The 25346-nt window shown below is 41.7% G+C and carries 21 protein-coding genes; 13 read left to right on the forward strand and 8 right to left on the reverse strand.

Annotated features, from left to right (window positions below; translation table 11 throughout):
- Both ychF and cas6 read left to right on the forward strand, forming a co-directional pair.
- Positions 1-1098: a redox-regulated ATPase YchF gene (ychF, locus tag ID165_RS12820; RefSeq protein ID WP_192351176.1), complete on the forward strand. Its 1098-nt coding sequence runs from the start codon at positions 1-3 to the stop codon at positions 1096-1098.
- Between the two features lie 97 nt (positions 1099-1195).
- Entirely contained in the window at positions 1196-2095 is a 900-nt protein-coding gene (cas6, locus tag ID165_RS12825) for a CRISPR-associated endoribonuclease Cas6 (RefSeq protein ID WP_192351178.1), read from the forward strand.
- 123 nt (positions 2096-2218) lie between these two features.
- Here the strand turns inward: cas6 and ID165_RS12830 are convergent, their stop codons facing one another.
- On the reverse strand, positions 2219-3496 hold the full coding sequence (locus tag ID165_RS12830) for a type IX secretion system plug protein domain-containing protein (RefSeq protein WP_192351180.1): 1278 nt from the start codon (positions 3494-3496) through the stop codon (positions 2219-2221).
- A 40-nt stretch (positions 3497-3536) separates the two neighbouring features.
- Positions 3537-5465 carry an ABC-F family ATP-binding cassette domain-containing protein gene (locus ID165_RS12835; protein WP_192351182.1) on the reverse strand — a complete coding sequence of 643 codons (1929 nt, stop codon included), beginning with the start codon at positions 5463-5465 and terminating at the stop codon, positions 3537-3539.
- A gap of 350 nt (positions 5466-5815) precedes the next feature.
- Here ID165_RS12835 and ID165_RS12840 point away from each other — a divergent pair, with 350 nt between their 5' ends.
- Positions 5816-7015: a sorbosone dehydrogenase family protein gene (locus tag ID165_RS12840; protein ID WP_225586714.1), complete on the forward strand. Its 1200-nt coding sequence runs from the start codon at positions 5816-5818 to the stop codon at positions 7013-7015.
- A gap of 90 nt (positions 7016-7105) precedes the next feature.
- Here the strand turns inward: ID165_RS12840 and ID165_RS12845 are convergent, their stop codons facing one another.
- The 3 genes from ID165_RS12845 to ID165_RS12855 form a co-directional block, all read right to left on the reverse strand.
- Entirely contained in the window at positions 7106-7681 is a 576-nt protein-coding gene (locus ID165_RS12845; protein ID WP_225586715.1) for a hypothetical protein, read from the reverse strand.
- A 519-nt stretch (positions 7682-8200) separates the two neighbouring features.
- Positions 8201-9520 carry an AarF/ABC1/UbiB kinase family protein gene (locus ID165_RS12850; protein WP_192085221.1) on the reverse strand — a complete coding sequence of 440 codons (1320 nt, stop codon included), beginning with the start codon at positions 9518-9520 and terminating at the stop codon, positions 8201-8203.
- 3 nt (positions 9521-9523) lie between these two features.
- The gene (locus ID165_RS12855) at positions 9524-10189 is read right to left on the reverse strand and encodes a TetR family transcriptional regulator C-terminal domain-containing protein (protein WP_192085223.1); all 666 of its coding nucleotides are present in this window, start codon (positions 10187-10189) and stop codon (positions 9524-9526) included.
- Positions 10190-10222: 33 nt separating this feature from the next.
- Between ID165_RS12855 and ID165_RS12860 the strand changes: the two genes are divergently transcribed.
- Positions 10223-10372 (forward strand): hypothetical protein, encoded by a 150-nt coding sequence (locus tag ID165_RS12860; protein WP_192085225.1) that lies wholly within the window; start codon positions 10223-10225, stop codon positions 10370-10372.
- A gap of 294 nt (positions 10373-10666) precedes the next feature.
- Here ID165_RS12860 and hslV read toward each other — a convergent pair whose 3' ends face one another.
- Complete coding sequence (gene hslV, locus ID165_RS12865) at positions 10667-11209, reverse strand: ATP-dependent protease subunit HslV (RefSeq protein WP_192085226.1); 543 nt, start codon at positions 11207-11209, stop codon at positions 10667-10669.
- Between the two features lie 92 nt (positions 11210-11301).
- Complete coding sequence (locus tag ID165_RS12870) at positions 11302-12933, reverse strand: pyruvate dehydrogenase complex dihydrolipoamide acetyltransferase (protein ID WP_192085228.1); 1632 nt, start codon at positions 12931-12933, stop codon at positions 11302-11304.
- A gap of 121 nt (positions 12934-13054) precedes the next feature.
- On the opposite strand from ID165_RS12870, the gene ID165_RS12875 reads away from it, so the two are divergent.
- From ID165_RS12875 to ID165_RS12900, 6 genes are all read left to right on the forward strand, one after another.
- Positions 13055-14014, forward strand: coding sequence for a YheT family hydrolase (locus tag ID165_RS12875; RefSeq protein WP_192085230.1), 960 nt, complete (start codon positions 13055-13057; stop codon positions 14012-14014).
- A 28-nt stretch (positions 14015-14042) separates the two neighbouring features.
- Positions 14043-14741 carry an SOS response-associated peptidase gene (locus tag ID165_RS12880; RefSeq protein WP_192351516.1) on the forward strand — a complete coding sequence of 233 codons (699 nt, stop codon included), beginning with the start codon at positions 14043-14045 and terminating at the stop codon, positions 14739-14741.
- Positions 14742-14943: 202 nt separating this feature from the next.
- Entirely contained in the window at positions 14944-15942 is a 999-nt protein-coding gene (locus ID165_RS12885) for a 3-oxoacyl-ACP synthase III family protein (RefSeq protein WP_192085232.1), read from the forward strand.
- On the forward strand, positions 15943-16500 hold the full coding sequence (locus tag ID165_RS12890) for a hypothetical protein (RefSeq protein ID WP_192085234.1): 558 nt from the start codon (positions 15943-15945) through the stop codon (positions 16498-16500).
- A 234-nt stretch (positions 16501-16734) separates the two neighbouring features.
- Positions 16735-18303, forward strand: coding sequence for a toxin-antitoxin system YwqK family antitoxin (locus tag ID165_RS12895; RefSeq protein WP_192085236.1), 1569 nt, complete (start codon positions 16735-16737; stop codon positions 18301-18303).
- Between the two features lie 44 nt (positions 18304-18347).
- A complete protein-coding gene (locus tag ID165_RS12900; protein ID WP_192085238.1) occupies positions 18348-18509 on the forward strand; it encodes a Lacal_2735 family protein in 162 nt (53 codons plus the stop codon).
- A 190-nt stretch (positions 18510-18699) separates the two neighbouring features.
- Here ID165_RS12900 and ID165_RS12905 read toward each other — a convergent pair whose 3' ends face one another.
- Positions 18700-19221 carry a phosphoheptose isomerase gene (locus ID165_RS12905; RefSeq protein ID WP_192085240.1) on the reverse strand — a complete coding sequence of 174 codons (522 nt, stop codon included), beginning with the start codon at positions 19219-19221 and terminating at the stop codon, positions 18700-18702.
- A 222-nt stretch (positions 19222-19443) separates the two neighbouring features.
- Between ID165_RS12905 and ID165_RS12910 the strand changes: the two genes are divergently transcribed.
- Genes ID165_RS12910 through ID165_RS12920 form a run of 3 tightly spaced genes read left to right on the forward strand, consistent with a single transcriptional unit; the run spans position 19444 to position 25334 of the window.
- Positions 19444-20691, forward strand: a complete 1248-nt coding sequence (locus tag ID165_RS12910; protein WP_192085242.1) for an ROK family protein — start codon at positions 19444-19446, stop codon at positions 20689-20691.
- Positions 20692-20712: 21 nt separating this feature from the next.
- A complete protein-coding gene (locus ID165_RS12915) occupies positions 20713-24003 on the forward strand; it encodes a VCBS repeat-containing protein (RefSeq protein ID WP_192085244.1) in 3291 nt (1096 codons plus the stop codon).
- The gene (locus tag ID165_RS12920) at positions 24000-25334 is read left to right on the forward strand and encodes a vanadium-dependent haloperoxidase (protein ID WP_192085246.1); all 1335 of its coding nucleotides are present in this window, start codon (positions 24000-24002) and stop codon (positions 25332-25334) included. The genes ID165_RS12915 and ID165_RS12920 overlap by 4 nt, the downstream gene beginning before the upstream one ends.
- Positions 25335-25346: the final 12 nt, after the last annotated feature.

Consider the following 25346-nt stretch of genomic DNA (forward strand, 5'->3'; position numbering starts at 1 on the left):
ATGGCATTACAATGTGGCATTGTAGGACTTCCAAACGTAGGGAAATCCACTCTGTTTAACGCCCTATCCAGTGCGAAAGCTGAAGCAGCCAATTTTCCTTTTTGCACTATCGAGCCTAATGTAGGCGTGGTTACGGTACCGGACAGGAGACTTCAGATCCTTGAAGAGCTTGTCAATCCTCATCGGGTCCTTCCCACCGTGATCGAGTTCGTTGATATCGCAGGACTGGTGAAAGGTGCCAGCAAAGGCGAAGGATTGGGCAATAAGTTCCTTGCAAATATCCGTGAGGTGGATGCTATCATCCATGTGATCAGATGTTTTGACGATGAAAACATTGTCCACGTTGCAGGCGGTGTGGATCCGATTTTCGACAAGGAAGTAATTGACACAGAACTTCAACTCAAAGATTTGGAGTCGGTGGAAAAGAAAATCCAAAAATCCGAAAAGATTGCGAAGTCTGGCGATGCCAAAGCAAGAAAAGAACTGGAAACACTTTTGCTCTTCAAACAAGCATTGACAGATGGAAAGAATGCCAGATCGGTAGATGTGGAAAAGGAAGATTTAGAAGCTGTTCGGGACCTGCATCTTTTGACCATCAAACCTGTGATCTATGTAGCCAATGTGGATGAAGGAAGCCTGCAGGAAGGCAATAAATATGTAGATAAGCTAAAGGAAGAAGTGAAGCATGAAAACGCTGAAGTAATTATTCTTTGCGCAGCTATAGAAGCCCAGATAGCTGAATTCGATGATCCCGAAGAAAAGGAAATGTTTCTTGGAGAATATGGACTCGAAGAAAGCGGACTGAACAAATTGATCAGCGGTGCGTATGCATTGTTAGACTTGATTACCTATTTTACAGCAGGTGTACAGGAAGTTAGAGCTTGGACTATCAAAAAAGGCTGGAAAGCCCCTCAGGCAGCCGGTGTAATTCACACCGATTTCGAAAGGGGTTTTATCAAAGCTGAAGTTATAAAACTTGCTGATTATCAGAAACTAAAGACTGAAGCAGCGTGCCGGGAAAACGGAAAAATCGCCATCGAAGGAAAAGAATATGTAGTCCAAGATGGTGATATTATGCATTTTAGATTCAATGTGTAACAATTTCTCAAAAAAAATGATAATTTTGCAATTGCTTGTTCACCCCAAACGTTACAATTTTATCTTATTTATTGTCTCATTTTATTTTTAATCTACCGTGAGAGTTAGACTAATATTTTCCCTAAAAAACAAGGGTTCCTATTTACCTTTCCACCATCAGTATATACTGGCGCAATTCCTTAAAGGGTTAATTGTGAAAGGTGGCAGAGAAGAGTTTTACAACTATAACTACTTCAACTTTTCCGGTCTGAAAGGCCAGACTAAAGTGAGTAGAAGTGGATTGCATTACTATTCAAGTTTGGTTACCCTAGTATTGTCTTCCCAAAGCGAAGACTTCATGGATTACTTGCTAGAGCAGGTTTTTGCCACCCCAAAAATCGAGCTGGGCAACCTAATCATGGTTCCGGAATACACTGAAATAGAAGTGGAACCGGTTTTGGAGACCTCAAACAAATTTGTTTGTATTTCTCCTCTGGTATTGATCACTCCTGCGTTCAATGAGGAAGCGGGTAAGCGATTTATAAGCCCGGATAGCGATGAGTTTTCCGACTTGCTTTATGAATCCACGCTTACTAGGATGGAACGATCTGGCTGGTACACAGCCGAACAGATGGAGACTTTCTACAAATTTCAGGTGGTTCCTGATATGGTTTATGTAAATAAACTAAAAGAAGCACAGAAGAAATTTGCCAGAATCTATGCCGTGTATGACATGGATGTGAAATACGAAGTAAGAGGTTATACACTTCCAATCACACTATACGCTGCTCCGGAGGTTCAGGATTTCGTATTCAAATGCGGACTGGGTGCATTCACCCATAAAGGTTTTGGCATGTTGGATTTGGCTAACCATCCTCCTGGACCAAGAACAACTACCTATAAATTCAAAAGAGAAGGATTTGTCCCCTACAAGCCAACAGAGCGTATTCGCGAAAACGTAGCTCCGAAAGATGAGGGAGACAACGAACCTCCAATCTCTTCAGAAGACGATTCATGAATTTATTTATGAATTTGGATTGAACAAGCGCAGTTGAAAGTACAAATCAAATCCGGTTATCGGAGAATCAGCAGAACATTCAACTAAAAAAATCCCTTCCGAATAATCGGAAGGGATTTTCAATTATAGTCTTCGACGATTAGGGTGTAAGTAGATGTATCCTACAAGCTGGTCATACCTGGAACCCAAATCTCTGAAATAAACCAGCACTTCATATTCATTCTCCGTTTCGAAGTAGCTTCCTTCAAAAGACTGCGAGACGAATTCCCCGTCAACTAAGTAGGCGTATTGATAGTCATACCAGCCTTGCTTTACCAGAAGCGATGTGGTATAAACACCCAATTTTGGATCCCACTCCATCATTGCTTCTTCAGCTTTTCCCCAATTTGTCAATGCCCCTATCAGGTAGACAGGTTCCGGACTTTGCTCTATCGCCAATCTGAAAGTCATCAGTATATATTCACTCTCTACTTCCGGATCTCCACCCGGTCTATCTTTAGTTTCTACCAGATATTGCCCATTTAAGTCCAGATACTGAGAATATGCCGTCTCCGGTCTGGGTTTGTCTATGGTACCATCAGCAAATACCACATCCGGTTCCACTCGCATATTGGCTATATTGACACCATTGGCACGGATAAATCTTAAATCAAAAAAACGGAATTCATTGCCTGCATCGAATGTATTTCCCCCATCAAAGGATTCGTATCGTAGTATCTTCGAACTCTCATTCATAAATGTAGGCTTAGCCAAAAACTTCGCATTATCCCAGCGTTGATTTTGACGAACAAGTATTTTGAGCTGCTCTTGGGGATTAATCACTTCTCCGGCAGAATAATTCACATTGAGATTAATCTGCTGAGAATTCCTGCGGTCAGCCGTTTGGGATGGAGGAACTATTTCCGCCCCTACTTTGAAAATCTCCTCATAAACCATAAATCTCTTGGTCAAAATCACATCTGATTCATCGCGCTGCCGATATACTTTCACGATATAATTTCCTGACTTAGTGACATCAGGAAGTTCGAATCGGTAATGGATGTAAGGAATACGCGTATTGACCGAATACTCGTACTGCTGAACATTAAACTCATTGAAGGTTGGCAAAAAATCATTGTCTTTCAATTGCGATTTCTTCCAGTCTGCATCACAATGAATCAATTTGGCAGTGTATAATTCGGGATCAAAAGCAAGATCATCAAATAAGAGCATGAGCGGATTACCTGACCGAAGCGGAACTACCGGTGCATCAATAGAGGCATCAAAAGTGGTTCCTTCAGGGAATAATCTAACAGACTGGACGTGATCTTTGTATATCTTGTCTTCCAATTGCTGCGCAACAAGCTGCAAAGCAGCTGAACCGCACAGCAAAAAACTTAAAAAAAGGGATTTGGTCTTCATCCTGAAAAATAGGCAAAATGAAGACCAAATCTAAAATTCTCTAGGAAAGGACTTCCTGCAATGTGGAAATTCTATCTACCAAAGTCTCCCATTGCTCATTAGAAGCTTGAAGTTTAGCCTGAATTCCTTGATAAGTCTCCTGAATTTCCTGGGCTTCTTCCTCTCTGGAATAGAGTTCGGGATCTGCCATTTTACGCTCCAGCCCCAATTTTTTATCTTCTAATTTCTCAACTTCCTTTTCCACCTGCGCCAATTCCTCCTCAAGCTTACGAAGATCTTTTTTGGCTTGCTGTACCTCAGGATTATTTACATGCACCTTGGGCTTCGTCTGTTCCTTTTTTTCCGGCTTTTGAACCGCCTGCGCAGGTGCCGGAACTTGCTTTTCACGCCAAGCTTCGTATTCGGCATAAGTCCCCAAATATTCTTTGATCTCATAGTTCTCTATGTACCAAATCTTATTAGCCACACCTCTGATGAAATGTCTGTCATGGGAAACAGTCACGAATGTTCCTTCGTACTGCTGAAGTGCTTGAATCAGGATATTCACAGACTGAAAATCCAAGTGGTTGGTAGGTTCATCAAGCAACAGAAAATTAGATTCTGATATCAATGTTTTTGCCAAGGCAACCCGGGATTTTTCACCGCCCGATAACACTTTGATTTTTTTGAATACTTCCTCGTTGGTAAATAAGAAACACCCCAAAACTCCACGAAGCTCCATTTCAGATTTTGCACTGCCCGCTTGAGCCATTTCCTGGATGATCTCATTATCCAGTGTCAAGGCCTCAAGTTGATGCTGTGCAAAGAATGATTTGATGACATTATAGCCCTCTGTTCTTCCTTTTATATCTTTTTCAGAACCATCGATGATTCTAAGCAAGGTTGATTTTCCCTTTCCATTCGCTCCTATAAGTGCTATTTTATCCCCACGCTCGATTCGGGCGGTAGTATTTTTAAGAATCACATTATCACCGTATGCTTTGGAGATATTGTCCAGGATAACCACATCACGACCGGATTGCTTGGAAAATTTAAATTTGAAATTCACCGATACCTCATCATTCACCACTTCATGTACCCGATCCAGTCTATCCAGTGCTTTGATTCTAGACTGAACCTGATTGGACTTGGTCGCTTTTGCCCGGAACCGCTCGATAAACTTCTCCGTCTGCTTGATCATCTGCTGCTGATTCTCATAGGCATTCTGCTGGATTTCCATCCGTTCCTTTTTTTCTTCCTTGTAGAAAGAATAATTGCCGGAATACAGTGTCAGGGTATTGCTTGCAACTTCCACAGTGCTACTGATGCAGTTATCCAAAAAAGTCTGATCGTGGGAGACTACGATTACCGCACCCTCATAGTTTTTCATGTAGTTTTCCACCCATTCGATGGATGGAAGATCCAGATGGTTGGTAGGCTCATCAAGCATAAGCAAAGATGGCTTTTCCAGCAAAAGTTTCGCCAGCATCACACGCATTCTCCATCCTCCGGAAAAAGTTCGCAGCGGCTTTTCCAGATCTGCAGATTTAAAACCTATTCCTTCCAATACTTCCTCAGCCTTGGCTTTGATCGTATAGCCTTCGTTTGCCTCAAATCTTTCCTGAAGAAATGCCAATCTATTGATAATCTCGTCGGAATAATCCATTTCCATCTTTTTCAGGATTGCATCGATTTCATCCTGGAGTGCCAATGTTTCCTTGAAAGCAGCCAGTGCCACATTCAAGATACTATCGTCTGATTGATAGGACAGCAAGTCCTGATTCAAAAATCCTATGGTACAATCTTTTGCCTTCTGCACCTCTCCGGAGCTTGGCTGATAATCCCCATTGATTATTTTCAACAGGGTTGATTTTCCAGTGCCGTTCTGACCTACTAGACCAATCTTGTCTTTAGGTTTAATATGTAAATTGGCGTTTTCATAAAGTGGACGTCCGCCGATGAAGTAAGAGAGATTGCTAATCGAAAGCATAATTTTATTTTCAACTGATTAATATTCAGTATATTACAGACTAAAGTTTAAATGAAGTCATATAAAATAGTTTATCCACCTATCCCCATGCCCCATTTTTGACAAAAAAACCGGATAATTCTCCTAGTTTTTGAAGCTGCAAAGGTACTGGTAAGTAAAAGAAAAGCCAACTTTATAAATCTAGCGTTTAAGTATGGGTTTCTTTTCTGAGTCGACCTACCTCCTGCAGCCATGTCAGCAGGAACTAATTGAAGGCTTTCGGGTAAAACAACCATTCCCCCACTCATCCCCTTTCAATCCCAAACATTCTGAATGTTTGTTATCTTTAACTATCAAAGAAACTCCCAATCATGAACTATTTCTCCAAAACCACACTCACTCTGGGAATAGGAATGTCGCTATTCACCTTCGGCTGCAAGCAAAATCAAAAATCTGAAAATCAAACTTTTAAGACTCCTGACAGTGTTAATAAGGAAGCGATCAGTGATGCCAAAGCTGATGTAAAACTTGATAAAATTAAGCTTCCCCAAAATTTCAAAATTGAAGTATGGGCTGCCGCTATTCCAAATGCGAGACAGCTGGCAATATCAGAAGATGGAATTGTATTCGTGGGAAATCGCCAAGAAGACAAGGTCTATGCAGTAATTGATGAAGATGGTGACGGGAAAGCTGATACCAAATTTACATTAGCCGAAGGTCTAAACATGCCAAATGGAGTAGCCTATAAGGACGGGGATCTCTACGTGGCCGAAGTAAACCGGATCATTCGATTCAAAGACATCAAGAACAACCTGGGCAATCCTACTTATGAAGTAGTGTATGACGACTATCCTACAGAAACGCATCACGGTTGGAAATTCATAGCTTTTGGCCCGGACGGAAAACTGTATGTGCCTGTAGGGGCACCTTGCAATATTTGCGAGCCGGAGAAGGAAATCTTTGCCTCCATCACTAGACTGGATGTGGATTCGCCAACCCCAACTCCGGAAGTCTACGTGCATGGCGTAAGAAATTCAGTGGGTTTCGACTGGGATCCCAAGACGGGTGACATGTGGTTTACCGATAATGGACGTGATATGATGGGTGACGATGTCCCCAACTGTGAACTGAATCATATTGCAGAAGCAGGTCAACATTTCGGTTATCCATACTGGCATGAAGGAACGGTAAAAGATCCTGAATTTGGAGGTAAAGGCGGACCGGCAAGTGATTACTTAGCACCTTCTGCAAAATTAGGGGCACATGTAGCCCCGTTGGGAATGAGATTCTATAAAGGCGACATGTTCCCCTCCGAATATAAAAACCGAATAGTCGTAGCCAAACACGGATCCTGGAACAGAAGTAAAAAGTCCGGCTATGTCCTCAGCTCACTCAAGGTGGAAAGTTCTAGTGCATCTGACGAGATGGAGTTCGTTTCGGGATGGTTGGATGAGGAAGCCCAAGAAGCTTGGGGACGTCCGGTAGATGTGCAGGAGATGAAAGACGGGAGCCTGTTGATCTCAGACGATATGGCCGGTGTGATCTATCGGGTTACTTATTCAGAGAATTAATTCGGATAAAAAAGGGAGGCAAGACAGCTTCCCTTTTTAACTTCTGAGTAGTTTAGGCTTATTGAGTCACTATCGCCTACATTGTATTATTTAATCCCATTGAATTTCAAGATTTCTAAAATGTAATGGTGCTGTCCCTCTTCCCGGGGAAGGCCTGTAGATGTAAGGGATAAAAGCTTTTATAACCGACATCCCCGGATCCCTAGGAATTCCTTCAAATTCAATTGTAAACTTTACAGGAACATCATTGGGTAAGTTAGCAATCATAATCCCATAATTGGAAAAATTCATGTTCTTGGCTTTATAGACGTTTCCCCTTGGATCAACAATTTCTGCAGAAGCCAACTGAAGCTTACGGTCTAATCCGGTATTTGACACAATGCCCTCAATAGTAATTTTACCTGATGCTTCATTCCCATTCACAGATGTTAGCTTAAACTCAAAATCTTCTTCCTTTGCTGTTAGCTTTGAATTCATTAACCTCAATGTCTCTTTCAAGTAAATTATCTCTTTCTCAAGCTCCTCCACCTTTTTATCGAGATCTATGATTTGAGAATTAAGACCCGTAATTTCATTCTTCTGCTTTTCTACAATACCCTCAAATTCTAAAAGTTTCGCGGTTTTGTTTTCCACTTCATCAATAAGCTCCACGTTTCTATTCTGCAATTCTTCTATAGCCTGACCGCTCACGCTTTCCCAAAGAAAAATCATCATAAACAATAAACAAGTTGTAATCTTCATAGTATATTAAAATTTGGTTTTCCACTCTGGCCTTAAAAAAACAGCTTCTTTCTGAAACAAAACCTGATAAGTACATCTTCAAATCAATTTTGGACGGATATATCGCTATACCACCAAAGGAAAAAATCCTCTCTAGTTTTATTAAAGAAATAGTCGATTTAACAGGCTTTCAACAAATTAAAAAAAACATTTGAAACGACACACCTAAGAAACTCTTATTTTAATATTATGTATATCCGCTTTTCTGCCAGTAAAGAGACTAAAGCATTATAGGATTTGGAAAACACTAGCGCCGAGGCCACTTCGGTCTTCTCTCATCGGTCTTCCTGCCGTTACACCAAAAAAAATGAGGCTGCTGGCATCATTGCGGATAATCATATTTAATATTAAATAAAAGTATCCTTCAAAACCCCAACAGCATCAAAAACCTTCGTTAGTCCTTTTTTAACCCAACCACTCCGGCTTGGTAGTCACCACTTCGGCCTGAAGTTGATTCAGTAGATTATACAATCCAAAATAAGTTCTGTTCACATACAACCCATGCCTAGAGCCCCGCGCCTGATTGGATTTTTTGAACAGCTTGTCATTCGAAACCCTGTCCCCCAATTCGAAAATCTTCTCAAAGAACCCGTCATCAGAAAAGTCAAACTTGTCTGCATGAAAAGGCTTGCCCAGCAGGGAAATCATTTCCTTAAATACAGATTTGAAATACTGTTGTTCCTCCTGAGAATCTCTATCCGAAATAAATTCCAAGTCAAAAAACACCTGATCCAGATCATTGCTATTGATCAGCAGATCCTTTTTGATCAAGGCAAAATAACCCTGGTAGAAGTCCTCAGGAATTACTTTCACACAACCAAAGTCAATTATTCCCAATTGATCGTTTTTCTGAATTATGAAATTCCCCGGATGCGGATCGGCATGAACCTGCTTGAGATTATGAACCTGATGATGGTAAAAGTCCCAAAGAGCCTGTCCAATCTGATTTCTGGATTGCTGACTTGGATTGGTCTCCAGCCATTCCTTCATATGTGCACCATCGATCCAGTCCATCGTGATGATCCGTTCTGCACTCAATTCATCGTAGTACGTTGGAAATTTCAAATTGGGAATATGACTACACTCGCCGGAAATCTCTCTGGATCTCTTCACCTCCAGTACATAATCCGTTTCTTCCAACAGCTTCTCCTCCACTTCCTCCATGTAATGGTCCAACTCCTTCTCATTCATATTGAGCAAGCGTAACGCAAATGGACGAACAAGCTTCAAATCCGAACTGACCGAATCGGCAATGCCGGGATATTGGATTTTGACTGCTAACTTTTTATTACCCAATGTAGCCTGATGCACCTGACCAATCGAAGCCGCATTCACTGCCGATCTAGTGAAGGTATCGAAGATCTGATCAGGAATTTTCCCAAAGTACTTCTGGAATGTTTTTACCACCAGCGGGTAAGATAAGGGTGGGGCGGAATACTGTGCCATCGTAAACTTATCCTGATAGGCTCGGGGCATCAGATTTTTGTCCATAGACATCATCTGAGCCACTTTCAGTGCAGAACCTTTGAGCTGACTCAGGGAATTGTAAATATCCGAAGCATTATTTTGGTGGAGCTCTTCCCTATCCATCGAGGGATTCACCATTTTTTTGGCATAATGCTTCACATAGTTCCCTCCGACTTTTGCTCCAGTGGAGATGAATTTGGCAGCACGCTGTACTTTTGAGACAGGGATTGCCTGTTGCTCGTTTAAGTTGTCTGTCATAAGTTATTTAGACTGGTACATGAACTTCGCAAAATCCAAAAATGAATCCAGTGCACTTTTGCCCATCAGATCAAAGCCCAAATTCACGGATTTCTCTATCGCTGCATCAGTCTTCTCAAATCTTGGAGATGTGTCGTCTAACCAGTATCTAAACACAAATCCTACCTGAATCCATAGTGCTTCATCGTATCGATCAGAAATCACCGGTCGGGTAGCAATTTCTTGCGTCTCCTTGCCCTCCAAAATTATTTCATTGGCAAAAGCTTTAAACTTTTCCTTGAACTCAGCAGATTCCTTCGGTAAGGTGGCAAAGGATTTTACTTTACTCATATAGAGACTGAGCAAATAGGATCTGTTTTTTTTCAGAACCTCAATCCATGTGAATAGAAAGCTTAGAAATTTTTCTCTTGCCGAATACCCTTCAAACACTCCCTGTTTATCGATCTCAGCAAGTGTTTCCTCAAAAATATCAACAAGAATGGTGGATTTGATCGACTCGAAAGAGGTAAAATAAGCATAGAACTCCTCCTCTTTCATTTTCAAGTCCTTTGCAAACTTGAACACAGATTTTGGCAAATCACCATGCTCGAGCACATAATTTTTAAACCCTTCCAGAATCAGTTTTCTATAATCTTTTTTGGTCGTTTTCTTAACAGTGGTAGTTTCCATAGTGTCTTTTTGTATTCAAAGACTTAACTGTCAATGGGCGCAACAGGTTTAGAAAAACATAAAAAACTTATAATTATCCGCAATGATGCCAGTAGCATGATTTTCTTCGGTTTGCTTGCCGGAAGACTCCTGCCCGACGGCAGGCGGGAAAGACAGGTGACCCGCCACGGCGGCCAGGCCTAAGTAGTCCCGATGGCTATCGGAATTGCCAAATCCTATATTGCTTTTGTCTCTTTACTGGCAGACAAGCGGATAAACATAAAAACTTAATGATTATTCGAAATGGTTAAATATCACTACTTACAGTTTAGGAAAAACGAAGGCTCTTATCTTGAAATCCTGATTCCGGCAAAGCTGACGCATAACTTGGCAATACATCCGAAATTATAAATTGCGCCCTTTGCGTAATACGCTTTGGCCTTTATGGTTAAAAAAACCGAAGTAGCTAGCTTCGGTTTAAAAATTCAGAATCCTTAGTTAGTCCTTTACTTTCTCAATCACCAAGTTATGATTGGTGTAAATACAGATGTCGGCTGCTATGTTCAGGCTTTCTCTTACCATTTCTTCAGCACTCATGTGAGGAGCAAACTGCTTCATGGCTCTTGCTGCTGACTGGGCATACATACTTCCCGATCCGATAGTGGCTATCTCCATATCCGGTTCGATCACATCTCCATTTCCTGAAATAATCAAAATATCGTCCTTGTCAGCAACAATCATCATAGCTTCCAACTTAGAAAGCATACGATCTGTTCTCCACTCCTTCGCAAGCTCCACGGCGGAACGCTTCATATTATTACCAAAAGCTCCGAGCTTCTCTTCGAATTTTTCTAAGAGCGTAAATGCATCAGCGGTAGAACCTGCAAATCCTGTAACGATCTTGCCACCTTGCAATACCCTCAATTTCTTTACACTACTTTTAGCTACTGTATTTCCCAAAGTCGCCTGCCCATCTGCGCCTATCACTACCTCTCCATTCTGGCGGATCGCAACTACGGTTGTTGATTTAATTTTTGTCATGTGATTGGTTATTGTGTGATGCATACTTACCAATAAACGTACAAAAAGCAAAAAGTCCTGAAATCAGGACTTTTTGGCAGTTTATTGTTTTCTTAAACCAGTATTCTGACCGGATCTTCGAGTAAACTTTTCAGTGTAATCAAGAATGCAGATCCCACTGATCCATCCACGACTCTATGATCGCAAGACAAAGTCACCTTCATCAAGTTGCCAATCTTCATCTCTCCATCCTTTACGATTACAGTTTCTTTGATCCCGCCAACAGCAAGGATACATGCATCCGGCGGATTGATGATGGCGGTGAATTCGTCGATTCCGAACATTCCCAAGTTAGAGATTGTGAAGGTATTTCCTTCCCAATCCTTAGGTTGCAATTCTTTATTTTTCGCCTTTCCTCCCAAACTTTTCGCCTGGGTAGAAATTTGGGAAAGTGAAAGACTGTCAGCAAATCGGATGACAGGAACCAACAATCCCTCTTCCACTGCTACTGCCATACCTATGTGGATGTGGTCATTGTATCTGATTTTATCACCTAACCAGCTAGAGTTTACTTTAGGATGCTGGCGTAGAGCTGCTGCTGCTGCCTTGATTACCATATCATTAAAGGAAATCTTCACCGGAGCGATTTCATTCATGCTTTTTCTAGCTTCTATAGCCTTGTCCATGTTAATTTCCATGGTCAGATAGAAGTGTGGTGCTCCAAACTTACTTTCTGCAAGTCTTTTTGCTATCACTTTCCTCATCTGGGAAACCTTCTCTTCTTTGAAGCTTTCTACCCCTACAGCAGGAGCAGCAGTACCTACGGCATCACCACCCTGTGGAGCTGCAGCAGGAACAAAGTTTTCCACATCCCTCTTCACCACTCTTCCGCCTTCACCCGAACCATTCAGTGTACGGATATCTATTCCTTTATCTTCAGCCATCTTCTTGGCCAAAGGAGATGCTTTCAATCGATCCCCCTCAGCAGTGGCTGACGGCGCACTACTTCCTGTAGATTTAGCTTCGGTCTTTGGAGCTTCTTCTTTGGCAGGCGCTACTTTTTCTTCCGCAGGGGCTCCAGAAGATTCTGATTTTTGAGCTTTCAAAAGAGTCTCAAAATCCGCACCCTTTTCACCAATCACTGCGATCACCCCATCTACAGGCACACTGTCACCCGCTTCTACTCCAATGTAAAGCAAGGTACCGTCATCATAGGACTCAAGCTCCATAGTAGCTTTGTCAGTTTCCACCTCAGCGATGATCTCACCGGATTTTACATCATCACCTACTTTCTTCAGCCATGAAGCAATCGTTCCCTCTTGCATGGTGTCAGACATCTTAGGCATGGTAATCACGGTGGCATTGATGTTTGATACATCAATCTTCTCTGCAGGAGCTTCAGATTTGGCAGGTTCAGCTTTTTTCTCCTCAGCCTTAGGCTCCTCTTCTTTTTTCTTATCTTCTGAAGGAGCATCGCCGCCGTCAAGTAGGTGCTGGTAATCCTCACCTTTCTCACCGATCACAGCTATCACGCCATTCACAGGCACAGCATCTTTTTCTTTAACTCCAATATATAAAAGCACACCTTCGTCGTAGGATTCAAGCTCCATAGTTGCTTTATCAGTCTCGACTTCAGCCAGAATATCTCCCGGTTTTACTGAATCTCCAACTTTCTTCAACCATGCAGCAATCACACCTTCTTCCATGGTGTCGCTCATTTTAGGCATTCTTATTATTTCGGCCATAGGTTATTCCGCGCTATTTCGTTTTTAAAGTGTCCAAAAATAGTTTTTATAATGGCTTTATTCAAATTTAAAACTAGTAATTTCCCCAAGCATTTCAGTCTTCCACCCATTTCTCTCTGGTATGCCCTTAGTAGAAAACATCACCTACACCAGACCCAAGTGGCTGTTTAACGGACACTTAGAGACAATTTACCCGTCTCTTTTCAGAAAAGTTGTAGCACCAAATCCCGTAAAAGAGAGAATTTCAACAAGCGATGGAGACTTCCTTGATCTGGACTGGTATCGCCAAAACAAATCGAAATTAGTCATTATCAGCCATGGACTTGAGGGAAGCAGTACCCGTGCTTATATGCTTGGAATGGTAAACAAATTTCTGAAAGAAGGCTACGATGTGCTCACTTGGAATTTTCGAAGCTGCAGTAATGAGATGAATAAGCAGGTGATTTTCTATCATTCAGGAGCTACATACGACTTGGATCTGGTAGTGAAACATTCCTACGGTTCCTATGAGGAAATCAATCTTGTGGGCTTTAGTCTGGGCGGGAATCTAACTTTAAAGTACTTAGGTGAAAAAGGCAACAGTCTTCCCAAAATTCATAAGGGAGTTGCAATATCGGTACCCTTGCACTTGGCCAGTTCCTCCAAAAAAATCTCTGAAACTTCAAACACGTTGTATTCCCAGCGCTTTTTGCGAAGTCTAAAAAAGAAAGTATTGGATAAATCGGCAGTCCATCCCGGGCAGATTCCACTGGAAATGATGAAAAACATTAAAACTTTGGCCGATTTCGATGATTTATTTACAGGGCCTCTTCATGGCTTTGCGGATGCTGAAGAATACTACGAGGTAAACTCCTCCTTGTATTTTTTAGATCAGGTAAAAGTGCCTAGTTTGGTTCTAAACGCCCTAAACGACCCATTTCTAAGCGATAAGTGCTTCCCCAAAACTCTGGCTAAATCCTTGGATATGGTCTATTTTGAATTCCCGAACCACGGAGGACATGTGGGATTCAGTCCTGCAACTCACGAAAAAACCTATTATTCTGAGCAAAGAGCAGTTGAATTTATAAGTACTGTTATCTAACTTCCTGCCAATTACAGTGATAAATAATATGTGTGGACGATATTCCCTTAGCAAAAGTAAAGAAGAACTTGAACAGAGATTTCAGGCAGAAATGCTGTCCGAACTCAAACCCAGATACAATATCGCTCCTACGCAGCTTGTACCTGTGGTCACTTCGCAGAGCCCAAAGGGCTTTTCGTATTTCTATTGGGGAATCACTCCTGAATTTGGAAAAAACAGACCTGTGGCTCAAAAACTCATCAATGCAAAAGCAGAGATTGTCAATGAAAAGATATCACTAAAAACAGCTTTCAGACAAAGACGCTGTATCATCCCGGCAGATGGCTTCTATGAATGGAAACGACTTGGAAAAAAAACATCAGTACCCTACAGGTTTACGCTCCGTGATGATGAACTGTTTTCCTTTGCAGGAATCTGGGAAGAATATGAAGCTGTGAATGGAGATACTCAGCACACCTTTTTAATAATTACGACTACCCCGAATGCTGTCGTTTCTGAAATCAATGATAGAATGCCGGTAATTCTGGATCAGAGTGCAGAAAAAAAATGGCTGGATAAATACGCAGAAGAAGATGATCTTTTGAATTTGCTCAACCCCTACCCTGCTGATTCTATGCTGGCCTATACGGTGTCTCCATTGGTGAATTCTGTGGAAAATGACAGCCCTTCCCTAATCCGTAAAACCTCTCCTGTAGATCAGCATGGAAACTACACGCTATTCGGCTAGTTTATCCGCTAATCATGTTACTTTTTGCTAGAGTAAATTGATCTGGCGATATTGGTGGTCAATTTTATGATTATCCTAATTGATACAAAATCGAGCATGACGTATTCGTCACACAGACACAGTGGGATGATTATCAACTATGCGGGATTCCACGGCCTCCTCCTACTAATCGGGGTGACCAATAGAAAACAATTATAAACAGATGAAAAAATCCAGAATTCTGGGAGTGGGTCATTACGTACCGGAGCGTATCGTATCCAACCATGAGCTCGCTCAGATAATGAACACCAATAATGAGTGGATCGTGGAAAGAACCGGGATAGAATCCAGACACTGGTTTACCCCTGGAGTTGACACGGTAACCAGCATGTCTAAAAAAGCGACTGAAATGGCTTTGGATCGAGCTGGTGTGAAAGCTTCTGAAATAGATTTCATTGTATTCGCTACTATCACTCCTGACTATTTCTTACCCGGAAACGGGGTTTTGCTTCAACGGGAATTAGACATGGGAACTATAGGTGCGCTTGATATTCGAAACGCGTGCTCCGGATTTATCTATGCACTCTCGATCGCAGACCAATTTATCAAAACGGGGATGTACAAAAAAATACTCGTAGTCGGGGCAGAGATTCAATCATCTGCTTTGGACAAGAGCGATGAAGGCCGCTCCAGTTCTGTGATTTTCGCGGATGGTGCAGGAGCTGCTGTTCTGGGAGCAGTGGAATCAGATCAACCAGGAATTCTGTCTACCCACCTTCATTCTCAAGGTGAGCATGCAGAAGAATTATTTTGTAGGGATCCCGGTAGTAGCAGAGAAGTACGTGTTTCCCCGGAATTGATAGAATCAGGGAGTTTTTTCTTGAAAATGAATGGAAATGCAGTTTTTAAGCATGCAGTAGTCCGATTTATGGAAGTGATCAAAGAAGCTCTTGATGCAAATAACCTCGATCAATCCACCATAGATTTACTTGTTCCACATCAAGCGAATCTTCGCATTAGCCAGTATATACAGAAGCAATTGGATTTAGCTGACGAAAAGATATTTAACAACATCATGACCAAAGGGAATACCACAGCTGCTACTATTCCGATTGCATTGAGTGAAGCTTGGGAACAGGGAAAAATCAAGGATGGCGATTTGATTTGCCTAGCTGCATTTGGTTCAGGGTTTTCATGGGCTTCCGCTTTACTTCAATGGTAGATGACAGAAAACAATAACGTCTTGGATCTTGAGCTTTGGCTTGACACAGAGATCATTCCCCGTCAAAATATGCTCAAAGCCAAATTTTGGGATATTCTGGCGGAGGTAGGTAATTCCATAGATTCCGCTAATCTGATAAAAATCCACCCTGCGAATCGAGGAATAAAACTGTCTAAAGGGAATGATCTATCGGGATATCCTTACCAAGTTTTGGATTTGATCAGGGATTTTGATCTATCAACCGGACTGAACATTCGCTTATTAAACTGGTTTGGACATGGCCTTTTCATGTTTGTTTTATTAGGCAAGAATCACCCCAAGGCTCCCTTTCAGCAGTTATGTGGCCACAGTTGGGCTTTTGACCAATCCCATACTCCCTGGGAGTATCATGAAATACTCCTCAACAGCAATTCGACAAACTTTCCTCCCTCCGACTGGTTCGAAAAATCAACGTTCTGCCAGTGGCATAAACCCATTCGTATTTCTGGAGATGTAATCATGATAAAGGCTAAGATTTTGGATGAACTAAAAAAATTGATATCCTTACTTTCTGAATAAATGGTATAAAGCCGGAATTAACTTATTTTTAAACAGGAATCGAGTTCATTCGTACACTATTCAGATTATCCTTTTGAAAGATTCGGGAAATTTCCTGAGTCTGCTCAAAATAAAAACTTTATGAAATCGAGCTTCTCGAAGACGGCACACTCACTGAGATAATTATCAGCCATGCGAGATTCCATAGCTTGCCCCGACCGATCGGAGTGGCCTTAAAAAAGAAATTATAAACATATGAAATACATCCTTATCGCACTTATTCTTCTCAGCACTTCAGTGTCTGCTCAAGAAAGTTCTATGGTCCGGCAATACAATTCAGACTCAACCCTGATGGCTACCGGCATTATTACCAATTCCCTTCGGGAAGGACTCTGGAAATACTATAATCCTAAGACAAATACCTTACTTACTGAAGGCACATTCAAAAATGGGCTTAGAGAAGGCACTTGGAGTAATTTTTACCCAGACGGTAAAAGAAAATTAGTAGCAGAATATAAAGACGGGGTCCTTTTTGGGCCATCCAAGTTGTATGATGCTGATGGGGCGTTGAAGAAAGAAATGATTTTTCAGGATTCTGTGATTGTAGGGAAGTATATAGAATACTTCGGAACAACAGGTATTCCAGACTATGTTAATCCCCGTCAAGTCTCTGTAGAAGGTCAATATGAAAACAGTAAAAAGACTGGTCAGTGGGTTCAATATTATGAGTTTGGAGAGGTTGCTGTGAGGGAGTTTTATGTCAATGGACTAAGAGAAGGTCCTTTTCTGGAATATGATCCGGAGGGAACACTCATTACTGAAGGAGTATACAAAGAGGGGCAATTGGATGGTGCATTCAAAAGGCTTACCTATCCAAATCTTGTAGTAGAGGAAGGGAACTATAAAAAAGGTAAAAAAATAGGTGAATGGATACGATATTTCACAGGAACCAAAACCAAGGAATCAGAAGAGTTTTATGATGAAAACGGAAATCGAATTGGCACGTGGAAGTATTACTACGAAAATCAACGGCTGGCAAGAATAGAAAAATATGAAAATGGAATAGCAGTGGGGACTTGGGAAGAATACTTCCCAAACAAGGCAATAGCAAAGCGCAAAACCTACGAGCTGGGTGTTCCGGTAGGAGAATATGTAGAGTACCACAGTTCCGGACAGGTATCCGTGTCCGGCAAATACAGCAACGGTATGAAAACAGGGGTTTGGAAAAGCTTCTTTCCTGATGGGGAACTCTATTCTCTAGGAGAATATAGAAACGACCTAAAAACCGGTCTCTGGAAATATTTCAACAAAATCGGAATTTTAATAGCTGAGGGAGAGTACACGCTTGGCCTTGAAAATGGCCAATGGGTATACTATTACGATGGTGGGCAGCTAAAATCTGTCGGCAGCTATTCTATCGGTTTTGAGAACGGGATTTGGGGTCTTTTCTATGACAACAAACAGCTTACTCAGGAAGAGTTTTGGGACAATGGACGCCTGATGAATGTAAGTGATTACAAATCCTATGACGGGAGTGGAAATCTAGACAAAGGAACATTGAAAGATGGAAACGGAACTAGAATCACCTACTATGTAAACGGCAGGAAGGAATCAGAAGGAAATTACACGAATGGGAAGGCAGAAGGAACCTGGCTTTTCTTCCATGAAAATGGCAGAAAGGCATCTGAGGGACAAATGAAAGAAGGAAGAAAGGAAGGACCTTGGAGATATTACAATCCTGCAGGACGATTGGAGGATTTAATTAATTATAAAAACGATGAGGTTCAAGAAGAATCCCTTTCCAATCTTATCCAATTCAACTAGTGTATAACAATTTTGTCAATTTGTGGTTTATTTAAAAAAAACACATGTTCGGATTGTTCAATAAAAAAACAGAGAAGGAAAAGTTACAGGAAGCCTATTCCAAAAAATTGGCAGAAGTGTATAAAGCCTCGCAGACAAACAGAAAAGTAGCCGACCGTCTTGCAGCCGAGGCAGAAGAGCTTGCCAAAAAGTTAGAATCTCTGTGAAATTCTCTCAAATCAATCAAAATAGATCACAAATACATAATTTTGAATATCAAATAATTACAATTAAATTCAATCACTCTTTCAGCTAGTCTCGTAGGATTTTTTTGACTAAAACGTTTATTTAAGGGTGATTGAGCTACGGACGACAAATTTTAAGTTTTTTGGCTCGGGATAAAACCCGAGCCTTTTTTTATTTTCTGGAATAATCGTCCTCTAATCTCACGATATCCTCTTCATTGGATGGATTTTCCGGATCTACATGCATCCAAATTTCAGCCACAATACCCCAAGAATCCAAGCCAACTAACCTATGTCTTTCACCCTGCTTCAAAGACACAGTTTTGTTAAGTTCCATTTTTTCTAAAATGCCCAATTCATCTGTGTCGCTACGTACTATTCCGGATTCCCCATTGATAAGTTTCCAAAGCTCGGCTCTTCGAAAGTGATATTGCCAAGAAAGGCGGGCTCCCGGAGCCACAAGTAAAAACTTAGGACTTAACTTTTGTTCCAATTGCTCTTCGGATAGATCAACATCTTCGAAAAACATCGACCTGAACTCACGAATCTGACTCTCGTCAAGCACGAAAAAACCACCCCATGGTCTAGTTTGGTCAACTTTTGAGATTCTAAATCCTTTTTGAGTCAAGAAATCCTCTACTTTCTGAAACACCTCTTCTTTGCCAAGGCCAGCATTTATTCCGATCAAATTCATAACTTTTTTTATTAAAAATCTATTACCCAAAAATAGCTAATTCATTTGAAAAATAAATTTTCCGTACATATTCCTACATTTGGAATCTTTTGAAGAAAACAAGAGGTTGCTACCCAAGAATTCAGCGATATTATAACATATCAACTCTTGTTATCTTATTTTTTTAAAAAAGTATTTTTTTGAAAATCAAAAATTGCCGTAATTCAGGAATAACTTAGACCTATGAACTTAATAAACCCCCAAGAAGTAATCGATAAAATGGATGGAGTGGTAGAAATTAAAAGCTACCTCAACAAAATTAAGATTATTAAGAACCTTTATATAAAAAAAGCCAATACTGCCAGCGAAATTTGCGCTGAAGTCGGAATTTCTCTACCTACAGTCAATTCACTTCTTAGCGACTTGATTTCAAGCGGGGAAGTAATCAAGCAAGGGCGTGCAGAGTCGCAGGGAGGGAGAAAGCCCGATCTGTATAGATTAGCTCCTGACGCTTTCTATGTACTTTCCGTCGATCTTTCGAAGTACAACATGAATCTTGCGCTGTATTCATGCAATCATACTGTTGTCACAGAGAAAGAAAGTCACAGAATCAGCTTAGACAACGAAAAAGAAACTTTCGATAATATCTGTCAGCTGATAGAATCATATCTAATCAAAACAAAAATCCCTGCCCATAAAGTAATTGCGATTGGGTTTTCCATGCCTGGGCTTACGGATTCTATTGGAGGTGTGAACTACACCTATTTGAGATTTGGAGACAAAACCCTTCTCGAAAACTTGGAAACGAGATTTTCGAAGAAAATTTTCCTCGAAAATGATGCTCGCGCAATGACTTTGGCTGAATTCAAGTTCGCTACTGCTCATAACTATAAAAATGTACTTGGTCTGTTTATCGGCTGGGGGATTGGACTGGGTATCATCATAGACGGCAAATTGTACCAAGGAGCATCCGGTTTTGCAGGAGAGTTCAGCCATTCGCCTATCTTTGAATCCAGAGATGTAACCTGCACCTGCGGCAAAAAAGGATGCTTGGAAGCTGTAGCATCAGGGACGGCAATCGTCAAGATGGCCGAAGCAGCCATCAAACTCGATAAGGACAGCATATTGGCTCGAATGGCTCGAAATCAGGAAGGTGGCATAGTGCCCAATCTAGTCGTCGAGGCGGCCTTGTCCGGTGATCAACGGGCAATCACCATACTTTCGGAAGCAGGTTTGGATCTAGGAAGAGGCATCTCTATGCTAATCCAGGTACTGAATCCCGAGCTGATAATCATCGGTGGCTCAGTTGCTGAGGCAAATCAATATTTAATCACGCCAATTCAACAAGCTCTTAATATTTACAGTATGGCAAAATCCCGGGAAAAGTCCCAACTCGCACTTTACCAACTCGGTGAGGATGTTGGGCTATTGGGAGGTGTTGCTGTAGTGAACGAACAACTCTTCGAAGATATAATCAATAGGCTGAACTAAACCTCAGCTCCAAATAAACTCATGCGTTTCCTCAACTTACCCAAAGCAGTACTTGCACTGATTTTAGGACATATTCTTATCCTTCACGTTGGAAACACACTTCTAGCTCAATCTTCCAATATGGTTTTTGAAAGAATATCCGGTAAAAAATCCGGAGTTACTTTCAAAAATCAGCTCAAAGAGGATACATACAACAATATACTCCGGTATGAATACTTCTATAATGGTGGTGGAGTAGCAGTCGGAGACTTAGACAACGACGGGCTGGAAGATATTTTTTTCACCGGCAATATGGTACCCAACAGGGTTTATAAAAACCTTGGAAATTTCAAATTTGAAGACAAAACCAAATTTTCCGGCATTTCAGGTAAAGATTCCTGGGCTACGGGAGTGGCCATGGCAGATGTGAATGGAGATGGACTCCTTGACATCTATGTAAACTACTCAGGAAAAGGAGATGTTAACAGCCGCCGAAATGAACTTTGGATTAACAGAGGGGGATTCAAGTTTCAGAATGAAGCAGAAGCATACGGTCTGGATGATGCAGGAAATAGTACCCAGGCATTATTTTTTGATTTTGACAGAGATGGTGACCTCGATATGTATCTGCTGAACCACCACATTCAGTCCATCCATGAAATGGAATTTTCTGAGGTGAAATCTATCAGACACCCCTCGGCAGGAGACAAGCTCTTCAGAAATGACGGAGGGAAATTCGTAGACGTATCGGAACAAGCCGGAATCAAAGGTTCTGCACTGGGCTTTGGCCTTTCTGTAATTTCCTCTGATGTGAACCAAGATGGCTGGCCTGACTTGCTAATCACCAATGACTACATTGAGCCCGATTACCTGTATATCAACAATGGGGATGGCACATTCACTGACCAACTAACCGAATATTTTCAGCACATATCCCACTTTTCGATGGGGGCGGATATCGCTGACATCAACAATGACGGCAAGCCCGACATCTACACCCTCGACATGCTTCCTGAAGACAATACAAGACAAAAGTTGCTCTATGGGCCTGAAAACTATGAGCAATATGCACTAATGATCCAAGAGGGATTCTACCATCAAAACATGAGAAATATGCTTCAGGTGAATTTGGGTGAGGGATTCTTTTCTGAAGTGGCGCAAATGGCCGGGATTTCAAATACAGACTGGAGTTGGTCCGCCCTATTTTTTGATGCAAACAATGATGGGCAAAAAGACTTGTTTGTCACCAATGGCTATTTCCGGGATTACACCAATCGGGATTTTTTGAAGTACAAGGGGGATTACTATTTCAAACAGGCGATAGCAGCAGAAAAAGCCGACACATTGCATCTGGTCACCGGTATGAGCTCAACACCAATTCATAATTATATTTTTGAAAACAACGGAAATCTAAAATTCTCGGATCGCTCCTTGGAATGGGGATTTACTGAAAAGAACTTTTCAAATGGAGTAGCTTATGCTGATTTGGACAATGACGGGGATCTGGATTTGGTCATAAACAACCTAAACGATCTGGCGGGAATTTATGAAAACAAGATAAATCCAGCCAATTACCTTCAAATTCAACTCTATCAAGACGATCAGAACAAATTTGCGATTGGAGCCAAAGTGGAAATCTACGATGGACAGACAAGGCAATTTGCAGAAGTCCAAGCCGTACGTGGCTTTCTATCTTCAGTGAGTACAAGACTACATTTCGGATTAGGTGACCGCACTGAAGTCCTCTCAGTTAAAATTAGCTGGCCGGACGGAAGTTTTCAGCTTTTGGAAAATATAAAAGGAAAACAACTTCTGAAAATCAAAAAGGAAAACACGAGCCCATCAGAAAAGTCTTCTGGGCCCAGCCCTATCTTCGTACGCTCTGTAAATGCACCAAACTTCGTATCGAAGCCGACGGGCTTTAATGATTTTAAGCGTCAGCCGTTGATGATCAACATGCCCAGTTATATCAGCCCTATTCTGGCCCAAGGAGATCTTAATGGAGATGGGAATCCCGAGATTTTTATCGGTGGAACTAAGGGACAACCGGCAAAAATTTTCACCCTAAAAAATGAGGAATGGATACCTTATCAAGGTTTCCGCTCCTCTCCCGATTTTACTGACGCAGTAGCTATTTTTGAAGATTTCAATGGAGATAACGTACCGGATTTATTTGTGGGTAGCGGTGGCTATCATGACTATTTGAGTTCAGACGAGAGCATTCATGATCGGTTGTACCTAAATGATGGCTCCGGCCAACTTACCAGGGCAGTGAATTTCCCTGACCATTCCGTAAGTACAGGTGATGCGGTCGCCATAGATGCCAATGGAGACGGAGCATTGGATCTCTTCATAGGTGCACGACTTATTCCTGGCAAGTATCCAGTCATCCCGCAAAGCAAACTACTGATCAATGACGGTGCAGGTAATTTCTCTGACCAATCCCCTGCCTATCTTCCCAAATCAGGGAATCTCGGGCTTGTGACCGGAGTAGAAAAAATGGATCTAAATGCGGATGGACTCGATGATCTGGTTATTGTGGGTGAATTCATGCCAATAACCTTCTTGTTAAATCAAGGCGGAAAATCATTTGAGGATCAAACTTCAGCCTATCTTGACAAAACACGCTCGGGATGGTGGGGAAGTATACATTCGGCTGACATGGATGGAGATGGGGATCTCGATTTGATCATAGGAAACTATGGGCTGAACACACAGTTTGAAGCAAATGAAAATAAACTCATCAAACTCTACGCCGCTGACTTTGATAAAAACGGATCGATTGACCCCATCTATGAATGCTATGTGGGAGATCAGGCGTTTCCTTATGCAAGTAGAGATGAGCTATTGGATCAGATGGCGAGTATGCGAAGTAAATTCACGGATTACGCTTCTTATTCCAATGCAACAATGGAGGATTTATTCACGGCGCAACAGCTCGAAGAAGCACAGGTTTTGGTAGCAAACAGTCTGGAAAGCATGTACCTTGAAAATACAGGATCAGGCTTTAAGGCAATCCCGCTTCCACGCGAAGCCCAGGCTTTTCCGGTATATGCTATTCAGACAATGGATGTGAATCAGGATGGTAATATGGATCTAATTCTCGGCGGAAATCAAACCTTCACAAGGATCAGAATCGGGGTAATTGATGCCGGACTTGGATTGGTAATGCTCGGTGATGGCAAGGGAAACTTTCACCCACTTTCTCCTTCAGAGTCTGGGATAGGGATCAAAGGGGACATTAAGTCAATTTTGCAGCTTCAGTCATCAGATGAATCAAGCCTGCTTTTCGGTATTCATAATCAGCAAATTCAGCGATACACTATCAAATGAACAGATTTCTATTTCTAAGTTTGACCTTTGCAATTCTTCTGATGGGTTCACCTTCAAAAGCCGGTTCCAAAGAAGTCAATTGGTCTAAACTATATGCTGAAGAGTTATTCCATATTACGGAAGTCATGGTCACCGATGTGGCCCCCCCTCCGGTAGCTGCACGGATTTATGCTTACACTAGCCTTGCTGCTTATTTAGTTTCCAAAAATCAAGGTGCCCGGTTTGAAAATGACGACTTGTTGGAGCATTCTTACTTGGGTTCGTACGATTGGGGAATTACTACTTCCGGACAGGTATCCTCCCCGGAATTCGCTGCCGTTATGGCTTTTTTGAAAGTAGGACAGGAAATAATGCCTTCCGGGTATTTGCTGAAAGAAAAACAACAAGACTGGATAAGGAGAGGACTAAGGGATAAAATAGTTACCAAAAAAACACTTCAGGCACATTTGGATTTGGCTAGTGAAGTGGCTGAAAAGATAATGGGAGTGGCAAAAAAAGACGGATATCTTCAGCTATCCACACTTACAAGGTATACCCCTCAAAAAGGCGAGGGATTTTGGTACCCCACCCCCCCGGCTTATATTGCTGCGGTAGAACCTGAATGGAAAACCATCAAACCCTTTTTTATCCAAAATCTGGAAGAATACAAACCTGCTCCGATGGCTCCTTTTGATATGAGTGAAGGCAGTTCATTTCACGGACAATTGATGGAGGTTTACACTACTACCAAAGAGTTGAATCAGGAAAGAAAATTGATTGCCAATTTCTGGGATTGCAATCCTTTCAAAGTTGAATTTTCGGGGCATATGGCAATTGGAGTAAAAAAAATATCGCCCGGTGGACATTGGATCGGAATCACCGGAATTGCAGCTCAAAAGGCAGGGCTGTCATTTGCTGAAACAGCGTATGTTCACGCACTTGTAGGCCTCACACTTCACGATGCTTTTATCTCCTGCTGGAAAACAAAATATGAAACCGATAGAATCAGGCCTGAGACTGTGATTAATCAGAAGATAGACCAACGCTGGAAACCTCTTTTACAAACACCTCCATTTCCCGAGTACACTTCTGGCCACTCGGTGATCAGCAGGGCTTCGGCAGTAGTATTGACAGGCTACTTCGGCGATAATTTTGATTACGTAGACAATTCGGAAATTTACTTTGGACTACCGGAAAGACCTTTTAAATCCTTTTTGCTCGCCTCCGAGGAAGCTGCGATCTCCCGTCTTTATGGGGGAATTCATTTTAGGGATGCAATAGAAGAAGGCATTAAACAAGGAGAAAAAATCGGAGATCTGGTGTGGTCAAAAGTCAGTAAAAACAAGTACTAAAAACCTCTCAAC

It is taken from the genome of Algoriphagus sp. Y33, assembly GCF_014838715.1.
Taxonomy (GTDB): Bacteria; Bacteroidota; Bacteroidia; order Cytophagales; family Cyclobacteriaceae; genus Algoriphagus.